The 11366-nt window shown below is 63.1% G+C and carries 7 protein-coding genes and 1 tRNA gene; 5 read left to right on the top strand and 3 right to left on the bottom strand.

What is annotated here, in order from left to right; translation table 11 throughout:
- On the top strand, nt 1–313 hold a 313-nt coding region (locus ACXJ7R_RS16040; protein WP_457152688.1), incomplete at its 5' end, for an ABC transporter permease.
- A complete protein-coding gene (locus ACXJ7R_RS16035) occupies nt 310–1128 on the top strand; it encodes an ABC transporter permease (RefSeq protein ID WP_095088554.1) in 819 nt (272 codons plus the stop codon). The genes ACXJ7R_RS16040 and ACXJ7R_RS16035, both read left to right, overlap by 4 nt.
- Before the next feature lie 68 nt (nt 1129–1196).
- Here the strand turns inward: ACXJ7R_RS16035 and ACXJ7R_RS16030 are convergent, their stop codons facing one another.
- Entirely contained in the window at nt 1197–3050 is a 1854-nt protein-coding gene (locus ACXJ7R_RS16030; RefSeq protein WP_457152687.1) for an AsmA family protein, read from the bottom strand.
- Between the two features lie 200 nt (nt 3051–3250).
- Between ACXJ7R_RS16030 and ACXJ7R_RS16025 the strand changes: the two genes are divergently transcribed.
- The gene (locus ACXJ7R_RS16025) at nt 3251–5221 is read left to right on the top strand and encodes an acetoacetate--CoA ligase (protein ID WP_457152686.1); all 1971 of its coding nucleotides are present in this window, start codon (nt 3251–3253) and stop codon (nt 5219–5221) included.
- A gap of 368 nt (nt 5222–5589) precedes the next feature.
- On the opposite strand, the gene ACXJ7R_RS16020 is transcribed toward ACXJ7R_RS16025, so the two are convergent.
- Nucleotides 5590–9540, bottom strand: a complete 3951-nt coding sequence (locus tag ACXJ7R_RS16020; RefSeq protein ID WP_457152685.1) for a PAS domain S-box protein — start codon at nt 9538–9540, stop codon at nt 5590–5592.
- A gap of 247 nt (nt 9541–9787) precedes the next feature.
- On the opposite strand from ACXJ7R_RS16020, the gene ACXJ7R_RS16015 reads away from it, so the two are divergent.
- Complete coding sequence (locus ACXJ7R_RS16015; RefSeq protein WP_457152684.1) at nt 9788–10318, top strand: phasin; 531 nt, start codon at nt 9788–9790, stop codon at nt 10316–10318.
- Between the two features lie 70 nt (nt 10319–10388).
- Nucleotides 10389–10465, top strand: a tRNA-His gene (locus tag ACXJ7R_RS16010).
- A gap of 391 nt (nt 10466–10856) precedes the next feature.
- On the opposite strand, the gene ACXJ7R_RS16005 is transcribed toward ACXJ7R_RS16010, so the two are convergent.
- Nucleotides 10857–11366: N-acyl homoserine lactonase family protein (locus ACXJ7R_RS16005; RefSeq protein ID WP_457152683.1), on the bottom strand; the 510-nt coding region annotated here is incomplete at its 5' end.

Here is an 11366-nt window from a genome sequence, read left to right as displayed (position 1 = left end):
GATCGAGGCTGCAAAGGATCTTGGTTGCCCGCCGACCAGCGCGTTCTGGAAGATCACCTTCCCGCTGTCGCTGCCCGGTGTCATCGCCGGCTGTCTGCTGGTGTTCATCCCCGCCGTCGGCGAGTTCGTCATTCCCGATTTGCTCGGTGGATCGCAGACGCTGATGATCGGCAAGACGCTGTGGAACGAGTTCTTCGCCAATCGTGACTGGCCGGTCTCGTCGGCCGTGGCCGTCATCCTTCTGCTGCTCTTGACCGTGCCGATCATGTTCTTCCAGCAGGCCCAGGCGCGCGCCCAGGAGCAGGACAAATGAACACCACCTGGAGCCGATTCAACGTCACCTCGATCGTGCTGGGCTTTGCCTTCCTGTACCTGCCGATCGTCCTGCTCATCGTCTTCTCCTTCAACGAGTCGAAACTGGTTACCGTCTGGGGCGGTTTCTCGACCAAATGGTACGTTTCGCTGTTCCACAACCAGGGCCTGATGGACGCCACCTGGGTTACGGCGCGCGTCGGCGTCATTTCGGCCACGGTGGCGACCGTGCTCGGCACGCTGGCGGCGCTCACCTTGACCCGCTACACGCGGTTCAGGGGCAGGTTGCTGTTTTCAGGCATGGTCTTTGCGCCGCTGGTCATGCCGGAAGTCATCACCGGCCTGTCGCTGTTGCTGCTGTTTGTCGCCGTCGGTCTCGACCGCGGTTTCCTGACCGTCACGCTCGCCCACATCACGCTCACCATGTGCTTCGTCGCCGTCGTCGTGCAGTCGCGCCTGGTCAGCTTCGACCGCTCGCTGGAAGAAGCTGCGATGGATCTTGGCGCAACGCCGGTGAAGACCTTCTTCCAGATCACGCTGCCGGTCATCATGCCGGCGATCGTGTCCGGCTGGATGCTGGCCTTTACGCTTTCGCTCGACGATCTGGTCATCGCCAGCTTCACCTCCGGGCCTGGAGCAACAACGCTGCCAATGAAGATCTACAGCCAGGTGCGTCTCGGCGTGACGCCGGAGATCAACGCCGCTTGCACGATCCTGATCGCCGTTGTCGCGGTCGGCGTCATCATCGCCTCGGTCGCCAACAAGCGGCGTGAGGTGCAGCGCCAACTCGACGAGCGGGCCGCACAACGCGGCTGAGGCAATTCCGGGAAAAGCGCGCAGCGTTTTTCATAGGGAATTGCTTCACGACAAACCGGCGGTAAGGCCTATTCCCCAGAAACGCCGCGGCTGATCGGGGAAATGAACGGCGTGCTCCACGTTCCTCCGACGAAGAAGGATGACTGGATGGGGCCTTGCTGGCCGTTGGCCTGCGTTGCCGCCTGGTCCGGCTGAATGATACCGCCGGACAAGGCCAGTCCTCGTCCGGTGTAGGACGCGATCCCGGACAGCCAGAGCTTGTACTTCGCCGAATTGGCTTCGGCCTTGTCGATCCGCGCCACGCCCTTCGTGATGCTGGCCTTGATCTCGGCACCGTCGATCGGCAATGTTCCGTCGGAGACGTCGTCGAGCGCGAAGAAGCCGCMTTGTTCGGTATGCTTGAGGAAGGCGGGCAGGTTGAGCTTGCTCAACACACCCGGTCCGAACGTCGCGGAGACCGAACCGTCGGCATTGTCGAAGATGGAGTCCCAGGTTCTGCCTGGTCCCTTGAGGATCACCGAGACCGTTCCGGTGGCGACCGGCACCAGCCGGGTCATCCCAGCCGCCGTGCCGAAGGCGCCGCCATCGATGTCGGACGCCAGCAGCTTAATCTCGACCTGCGAGCCTTCCGGTTTGCGGTCGAAGCGAAGGCTGCTCTGGATGTTGCCGCCAAAGGCCGAGGCATCGGAGATATCGAAGACGGAAAGACCATCCTTGACCTGGGCGGTGGCGGCGACGTCGGCGAGTTGGATAGGCCCCGCCGTAGCGTGCGCTGCCGACAGCCTGAGATCGAGGTTGACCTTGTCGGCGAAACTTGTGTCGATGTCGCCGGGTTCCGCCCCTCCGGTCGGCGCCAGCGGCGTAAAGGCCGACAGAAACGATCTGAGATCGAGCGTGTCGAAGGCGAGCGTCCCGGAAATCACCGGTTGCGCCTCGCCCAGCGAGAGATCCAGCGCGCCCATTCCTGGATTGTTGTCCAGCGCGATCGCGGTGTTGTCGAATTTGACGCGCCCCGCCGTCGCCGTGATCTTGCTCGAAATGCTGACCGAACCGATCGCAGCACTCGGCGCAATGCCGGCCTGCGACCACTCCAGGACACGCCGCAGCGAAGGTGCCGAGAATTTCGCCTGGCCGTCGAAGTAAGCGTTTTCGGACATGCTTGCCGTGCCGTCGAACGAGAAGGTCGCGGGCGCCGCCTTGAAGGATAGCGTCAGCGGTGCCGTACCGCCGGCAAACAGCACAAGCGGCTTCGGCGAGGCGACGTCCAGCGCGACGCTTTCGCCGCGCCAGATCCCAGTTGCCGACAGCGTCGCATTGCTGTTCATCGCCGCCCAATTCGCCTGGCCGGACAGGCTGCTCAGGATCTCGACATCCTTGCCGCCGATGGACGCCACCATGCGGCCGTCGCGGAACTCCACCGTGCCGAACGTGTCGGCCGGCAGCTTGTCGAGGTCGGGCTTGGCAGGGTCGGCATTGACCACGCCGCGCGCCGTGTCGATGGAACGCGTGATGCGCCCGCCGGTCGGGACGGCGGGCAGGAAAAAGCCGGCCGGCGTTCGCTCAACCCGGATCGTCGGCCGCACCAGCCGCGCCGTCGAAAACTCCACGTCGCCGCGCAAGGCCGCCATGGCGGAAAGGTCAACCTCGACCCGCTCGGCCTCGACCACCGGCGGCGCCTCGGTGTCGGTCCATTGCGAAAGCGTCACATCGGTCAGGATCGCGCGGAATTTCGGCCAGACCTCGATGCGCGGCGAGCCGTCGATGGCGACCCGGAAGCCGCTCCACGCACTCATTTCCCAGGCAATGCGGTCACGCACGATTCGGGTGGAGGCGATCAGCGGCAGGGCGGCAACGACCAGCGCGATGACGAGCACGGCGGCGCCGATCGCCCATATTCCGCGCCGGATCAAAGTTGATGGCATATCGCCCCGTATGTTTCCATTCCGACAAAAATCGCCTGACGGGCGTAACCCCAGTCGTCACTACGACTTAGGGCTGAGGCATTTCAAGTCTTTATGGCCCGGCGATGGCATTTGCGCACATCTGGTCTCACTGACCGAACAAAATCTTGCTCTGCTGCGCTGCGATATGCATAAGCGGTGGCGACCGTGGAGGAACGATCATGGCTGCCGAAGTACCGCTCTGGACCCCGACGCAAGACCAGATTGATGCAGCACCCCTGACCGCTTTCACGAAGGCTGCGGCAGTGAAAGCCGGCGTAGCGTTTTCTTCGTATTCGGAGCTCCACCGCTGGTCGGTCGAGGACCGCGAAGAGTTCTGGAACCTGGTCTGGGACTTCGGCGGTATCGTCGGCGACAAGGGGACCAATGGGGGCGAGCGCGTGCTCGTCGACGGTGACAGGATGCCTGGTGCCTCGTTCTTCCCCGACGCGACGCTGAATTTCGCCGAGAATCTACTGAAGAAGACCGGCGCTGGTGAGGCAATCGTGTTTCGCGGCGAAGACAAGGTCGAGCGCCGACTGTCGTGGAACGAGTTGCAGGCGCTGACGTCACGGCTGCAGCAGCTTTTCCTGTCGCTCAAGGTGAAGAAGGGCGATCGCATCGCAGCGATGATGCCCAACATGCCGGAGACCGTCGCCGCCATGCTGGCTGCCGCCTCGATCGGCGCCGTCTGGTCGTCCTGCTCTCCCGATTTCGGCGAGCAGGGCGTGCTCGACCGCTTTGGCCAGATCGAGCCGGTGGTCTTCATCGCGCCCGATGGCTACTGGTACAATGGCAAGGCGATCGAGGTCGCCGACAAGATCGCCGCGGTTGCGGCCAAGCTTGGCACGGTGCGCAAGGTTCTGGTCGTCGACTATCTCGGCACCTCGAGCGATGTCGCTGATGTCATCGACAAGGCCGTGGCGCTGGAAGAGGCGCTTTCGCCCTTCGCCGTCAAGCCCGTCACCTTCGAGCGGCTGCCGTTCGCGCATCCGCTCTACATCCTGTTCTCGTCGGGAACGACCGGCATTCCCAAATGCATCGTCCATTCGGCCGGCGGGACGCTGATCCAGCATGTCAAGGAACATCGGCTGCATGCCGGTCTCACCGACGGCGACCGCTTCTTCTACTTCACCACCTGCGGCTGGATGATGTGGAACTGGCTGGTTTCGGGGCTCGCCTCGGGCGCGACGCTGCTGCTTTATGACGGCTCGCCCTTCTACCCCRACGGCAATGTGCTGTTCGACTTCGCCGATGCCGAGAAGATGACCTTYTTCGGCACYTCKGCCAARTTCATCGATTCCGTRCGCAAGGCCGGYCTCAAGCCGATCCGCACGCATGATCTGTCSAGCGTGCGGGCGATYTCYTCCACCGGGTCGCCRCTRTCGCCSGAGGATTTYCGYTTCGTCTATGACGGCATCARSARSGATGTCCATCTGGCTTCGGTCTCCGGCGGCACCGAYATCGTYTCCTGCTTCGTGCTCGGCGTGCCGAYMSARCCGGTGTGGACCGGCGAGATCCAGGGRCCKGGCCTYGGCCTTGCCGTCGATGTCTGGGACGAYGACGGCARRCCGRTCMGSCAGGAGAAGGGCGAGCTGGTCTGCACCAGGGCGTTTCCATCGATGCCGATCGGCTTCTGGAACGATCCCGAGGGCAAGAAATACCAGGCCGCCTATTTCGAGCGTTTCGACAATGTCTGGTGCCATGGCGATTTCGCCGAATGGACCGTGCATGGCGGCATGATCATCCATGGCCGTTCCGACGCCACGCTCAATCCGGGCGGCGTGCGTATCGGCACGGCGGAGATCTACAACCAGGTCGAACAGATGCCGGAGATTCTGGAAGCTCTGTGCATCGGCCAGGATTTCGACAACGACGTGCGCGTCGTGCTGTTCGTGCGACTCGCGGCCGGCGTCGAACTGGATGACGATCTGGAAAAACGCATCCGCTCCAAGATCCGCAGCGGGGCGAGCCCGCGTCACGTGCCAGCCAAGATCGTCGCCGTCACCGACATCCCGCGCACCAAGTCAGGCAAGATCACTGAGCTCGCCGTGCGCGACGTGGTGCATGGCCGCGCCATCAAGAACAAGGAGGCGCTCGCCAACCCCGAGGCGCTGGAGCTGTTCAGGAACCTACCGCAGCTGGCCGAGTAACCGGGCAGGCATGGTTAACCAAATATGTCGCGAGAATTTACCTAGATTTCATGAGTGGTACACATTCGTAAACTTTCGGCGGCGCCGGTAAGGAGTTGTTAAGGCCCGGCGTCGATAGTCGCACGTAACTTGAGGGAGAAATCCCGTTCCTCTGTCCCCGGAGGATCTGAATTCGCTCAAGCCCCGTTGTGACAGCAATCCCATCTCTTAAGGCGTCCTCTTGGGCGCCTTTTCTTTTGCTGCTGCATGCCGCCCAAAAGTGGTCCCGGTTTGGGAGAACGACATGCACAAGGATAAAGACCGAAAGCGCATCGCCTGAATCTGATCGGACGCGCTGCCCTGGAGGTCGGTCTGTTTTCCGGAATTGCTTATTCGGCGAGCACGCGGGTCGACGGAAACGCGACCTCGACCAGGGTGCCTTCACCCGGTGTCGAGTTGATGGTGAACCGGGCGCGGTTGGCTTCCACCATCGCCTTGGTCAGCGGGAGTCCAAGCCCCGTGCCGTCGCCACGTCCGCGCTTCAACGCGTTGATCTGCTTGAACGGCTTCAGTGCCTGCTCGATCTCGGCGTGGCTCATGCCGATGCCGGTGTCGCGCACCCGCATGACGACGTCGCCTGACGTCTCATAGGCGGTCGAGACGATCACCTGGCCGCCGGCTTGGGTGTAGCGAATGGCATTCGACAGGATGTTGAGCGCGATCTGGCGCACGCTGCGCAGGTCGGCGACCACTTCCGGCAGCCGCGACGCGAAGCTGGAGCGGATAATGACGCGCTCGCGGTTGGCCTGCGGCTGCATCATCGCCACCGTCTCGGCCAGCGTGTCGTTGAGCGACACTGCCTCGTATGCCATCTCCTGCTGGCCGGCCTCGATCTTCGAGATATCGAGCAGGTCGTTGACGAGGTCGAGCACATGGTTGCCGGAGCGATTGATGTCGCGCAGATAGTCGCGGTAGCGGTCATTGGCGACCGGTCCGAACTTCTCGTCGACCATCAGTTCGGAAAAGCCGATGATGGCGTTGAGCGGCGTGCGGATCTCGTGGCTGATGCGGGCGAGGAAATCGGTCTTTTGCGAGGACGCACGCTCGGCCACCGCGCGTGCCTGGGTCAGGTCCTCTTCGGCCCGCTTCCACTGCGTGATGTCACGCACGACGGCACAGAAGCCGCTGTCGTTGGGCAGCCGGCCGATGGTCATGAACAGTGGGATGAAGCGGCCCTGCGCCTCGCGCCCGATCACCTCGCGGCCGTCATTCATGACGCTCGCCACGCCGGGCTCGGACAGTCCGTTGAGATAATCGCGCGCCGCACGCTGGCTTTCTATCGCAAACAGCGAGGCGAACGGTTTGCCGGTCACTTCGTCGCTGTCGAAACCGAACAGCGCTTCGGCCGGCCGGCTGATCGAGCGGATGGTGCCGTCACGGCCGATCAGCACGACCCCGTCGGTGGCGGTGTCGATGATGGTGCGCATCTCGGCGATGCGTGCCTTGAGCTCGGGAATGTCGGGCTGCGTCTGCTCGTCGCCAACCACATGCAGGGCCGCCGGCGCGTCATCTTCGCCGGTGCGGCGCACGACCAGCATCAATGCCTTGCCGTCACGCCAGGGGACGGAGCGCAGGATAGCCTCGATCGGGAATTCCTGCCGATCGCGCGTCTTTAGTCGCAAGGCGCGATCGGTGCCGTCGGAGGTCCCATCGTGGGCGTAGGGGTCGGCAAACAGCGCGCCGAGGCCGCCGGCATCCGCCAGGTCGTCGAGCGCCTCATAGCCGGTCAGGTTGAGGAATTCCTCGTTCGCATAGTGCAACTGGTCGCCGGAATGGATGAGCAGCGGCACCGGCAGTTTGCTGAGAAGCGAGGTATCAGGAGCCTTGTGCTCATCTCCGGCGGAAAAGGCCGACGGCACGAAACCTTCGACCTTGAGCGGCGGCACATTAAGGCGTGGGCGCGCGATGCGTGCTGCGGCGCCGCTTGCGCCGGCAGTTCCCGCGACGGATGCGGACAAATGCTCGTCAGAGGCAGCGGCTTCTTCGTCGGGCTGTACCCAATCCTCATTATCCTCGGCATCGCGAAAATCCGCCGATGTCATGCTGTCGTCATCAACAGCGTCATGTGTCGCATCGGCTACAACCGGCCCTTTGCCGGTGGCGACGGGCTCGGTGATCTCTGGTTGCGCCGCCACCGGTTCGGAAACCGGGGCCCCGTCGCTGTTGTCCGCGACAGGACCGCGTTCATCATCACGGTCGGCATAGCCGAGCAACGAACCCGGCAGGGTATCGGAGGGTGCCTCGTGACCCGCTTCGTCCGGGTGACCGCCGTCAAGCCGCGCCAGATCCGCTTCGTCCTCGGCATCGACATCCGTCTCGGCCGTTTCGGCCGGCATCGTCTCTGGCTCCGCCGCCGGGATTTCGCCGGCAAGCGTCGGCTCTTCGTGCGAGGCCACATCCGCTGTTGATGGAATCTCGCCGACTGCCGCAGCTTCGACAGGTGTCTTGGCCGCCCGTTCCCTGGGATTGTCGAGGCTGGACTTCTCGGCCTCCGGCGACTCGACCGGGGAACTGTCCTTCTTCAGCCGTTCGCCGATCTCGCGGAACGCGCTTCGCTCCAGCGTCGACAGGCCCTTATCGTTGGCTGGCTGGCGATGCTCGGCCAGCCGGATCACCTTGTCGGCAAAGCGTCGCTCCGGTTTCGGCACGATGGTCAGCGCCGGCACCTCGCCCTGGAACGGGTCCGATGCCTTCGGCTCCTCGACCTTCGGCTCCTGGGCTTTCGGCGCTTCAGCCTTGGGCTGTTCAGGCACGGGTTCCACGGCTTGCGGCTCCGGCGTCTCCGGGGCCTTGCCGTTGGGCACCAGCGCCATGCCGATGGCTTCCGGATCGACGACCGCGTCACTGGCCCGGGCAACGCCGAAGCCACGGAAGCCTTCGAAAGCACGGCTGCGGCCATAGACAGGCAGCGCCGCCAGGTCGACCGGGATCTTCAGATCGGATCCGGCGACCGGCCACAGCACGGAGCGGCCGGACCAGGTATCGCGCCGCTCCAGCAAGCCGGCGATCTCGCCGGAGGGATCGAGGCCGAAAGTGGCCGCCACATCCCTGAAGCGCCGCCCGATCACATCGGCGGCCGGCTTGCCGACAATGTCGGCGAATTCCGGAGACAGCGTGCTGAACTTGCCATCGGCATCGGTGCGCCAGACGAAGCGCAGTGGCGCCGCCGTGCGGTCGATCGACCGCACGACCGGGCGTTCGACAGGGGCGGTGGCCTTGGTGTCGTGCCGCGTCGGGATTTCCGCCGCACCCTCCGCGACGGCGGCAGGGGGCTCAACCGGCTCGGCTGCAGCGGCCCGGCCGGCCCGTTGCCTGTCTTCCTCACCGGCATTGAAGTACCAGTGATCGTGCTGCGCTGCCGTAGCGGCGGCAGTTCCCGGGTCGTTATCCGCCGCCTCCGCAGGCTGCCCCGCTGGATCGGCATTCTCAGGCGCTGGCGGAATGATCTCGGCGGCTTCCGGAACGCTCGGTTCGTCCACGGCCGGGTGTTCGATGTCGATTGCCGGTCTGTTGTCCTGGTCCGGTTCCGACTGGGCAATCGCGCTTACCGCAGCCGCGGTTTCAACCTGGGCTGGCGCTTGCGTGTCCGCGACACTGTCGTCGGCAGCGGACGTGTCGTCGAGTTGGTCCTCGTCGATCACCACCAGCAGATGCCGTTCCTCGGTCAATCTTGCCAGGCCTGCCGGATAGGAGGTTGCGCCGCCGGGAACGAGGCGCTTGACGATGCGGTCGCCCTCATCCGCGACGTCGGCAACCAGCGCCGCCAGCGTCTCCGGCAAGATGCCCAGTGCCGAAAATCCTTCCGAGGCGGCCTCGACGTTTCCGCTGGCATCGACAAAGGCAATGAAATGGCCGTCTTCGGTAAAGCCGCCGATGGCGCGAGCGGCGATTTCGCCGGCGCTGCGCGAGCTCGTCTGCGCCGCCGGCACGGTCAGCATGATCGCCTTTTCGGCGTCCGGCATGGTCACGGCACTGGCCAGGAAGCCGACGGCACGGCTCGTCATGCCCGTTGCCAGCCGCACCGTGATGGCGCGGTCGCCGCTGATCTCGGGAAATCCGCTGGTCGCCATGATCTGGCGTCTGGCGATCAACGGCAGTTGCGCGGAGGCGCCGATGATCGCCTCGATGTCGGGGTAGCCGAACACCGCGGCTCCTGGCCCATTGGCCCAGATCACCTGCTCCAGATCCGTCGAAAGAATCGCGATCGCGTCGCCGGCGGCAAAGCGCTGGCGGACTGCTTCGAGCACGGCGACGTCGAGGAAGGAATATTCGGACGGCATGCGCTTGGCGAACCCTCACGGAGCGGCAAATTGCGGTTAACGCTTTGTTAATAAAAGCCGGCGGCGCGAAGGTCCACAAGCCAGAACGTGCAAAGGCTGGAATCTGGCCTCTTGGTTAACGGCCCGAAGAAAATTATGGTGCACTGCAACAAAGATATTGCAATGCACAAAATTTGCCTTTATATTGCCATCATACATGAACGAGACGGCTTTCTGTCAAAGCCGCTGACGCTGAAAAGGATGGAAAATGTCCAGGACCAAAACTGCCGACACGATCGAAAACGTTGAATTCCCGAGCTTCGACGCTTCCAAGGCTACCGACCAGATGCGCGCTTTCGCCGAAAAGGGCGTTGAGCAGTCGAAGGAAGCCTACGCCAAGCTGAAGACCGGCGCCGAGGAGACCCAGAAGGCTCTGGAGTCGACCTACGAGACCGCCAAGACCGTTTCCAGCGACCTGTCGCTCAAGACCATTTCCGCTCTCCGCGCCAATGCCGAGGCTGGTTTCTCGCATCTCGAAGCCCTGATCGGCGCCAAGTCGCTGTCGGAAGTCGTCGAGCTGCAGACCGCCTTCCTGCGCAAGCGCGTCGAAATGACCGTCGAGCAGGCCAAGGACTTCCAGACCGTCGCCTCCAAGGCGGCCGAGGACGTCACCAAGCCGATCAAGACCGCCTTCGAGACCCGCCGGCCTTTTTCTTTGTCCGGCGAAAAGTCGATGCTGTTTGTGGGCAAGCGACCTTTGCMTAGCAAAAGTCTTGAATTAAAATCCATTAGCCCGTAAGGACGCATCGCCGAACGACGGAGCGGATCACGGAAAGCGCGCTTTCCGCCTGGTCCGGCTCGGTGAACGTGCCGTTGTAGCTCAGATGGTTAGAGCGCCGGATTGTGGATCCGGAGGTCGCTGGTTCGATCCCAGCCAACGGTACCACAAATTTCTCGGTAACTAATTGATTTTGCTGTATAATTTCAAACTTCTAGCCGTCAATTTCGGTTCATTCTACTCATTTGTGTTACCTACTGTGCTACTTAGCGGACAAATTTGAGGGTTGAACGAAACGGCTTTGGGCCTCTTCGTCGAGGCCTGCCGCGAAGTTGATCTTCGAGTCGTTGCGGATCACTGGACTGGACATGTGGTATGTTCCGACTTGCCCCATAGTTGACCTGCGCCAGCCGCAAGAGGACGGCAGCTTTGCGCCTCATGTCGGCCGTTCAGGCAATCCGCACTATCCTCAAGAAGCGGACGTCGATTGTTTCAACGTGAGGACAAGTTGCGAAAGCTGCCGGACGTGCCCCCCGAGACCCCTGCGGCACCAACATGTTCAGTGCTGCGGGCGGCTCAGCGTAACAATGCCTTCGACGTCCTGGCGGGTACGCGCGAAGCGCTTGAGCACCAGAGGGTCGTGCCCGGGGACGATGTGAGCGGGGGAACTGGCGAGTTGTTTCATACGCTCGACCCCGAAGATCACATCGCTCAGCCGGTCAAAGACGGGAAAAGGTTTTTCGCGTTCCATGTTGGCGTAGAAATGGGCTGCGTCCGACGCGATCACGACCGCGCCGTTGTCGGTCTCCACCCGCACGACCTGCAATCCGCGCGAGTGGCCGCCAACCTTGTGGAGCGTTATGCCGGGCGCGATCTGCGACTCGGGGTCGTGGAAGCAGACCTTTCCGGCAAAGACGCGTCGTACCATGGTTGACACGTCTTCCGCCTCGAAGGGATGGCGCATCGCATGGTGGCACATGCAGCGGCCGGTCGCGAACTCCATCTCCGCATCCTGCAGGTGAAAGGTCGCGTTCGGGAACAGATGATGGTTCCCGCAATGGTCGTAATG

Source organism: Mesorhizobium sp. P5_C1 (assembly GCF_054049815.1).
This window is presented reverse-complemented; position numbering and strand designations above follow the sequence as displayed.

What these genes read in the sequence shown, in the direction of transcription:
- ACXJ7R_RS16035 (WP_095088554.1), top strand. Translation starts at nt 310, where the DNA reads ATGAACACCACCTGGAGCCGATTCAACGTCACCTCGATCGTGCTGGGC.
- ACXJ7R_RS16020 (WP_457152685.1), bottom strand. Translation starts at nt 9,540, where the DNA reads ATGCCGTCCGAATATTCCTTCCTCGACGTCGCCGTGCTCGAAGCAGTC.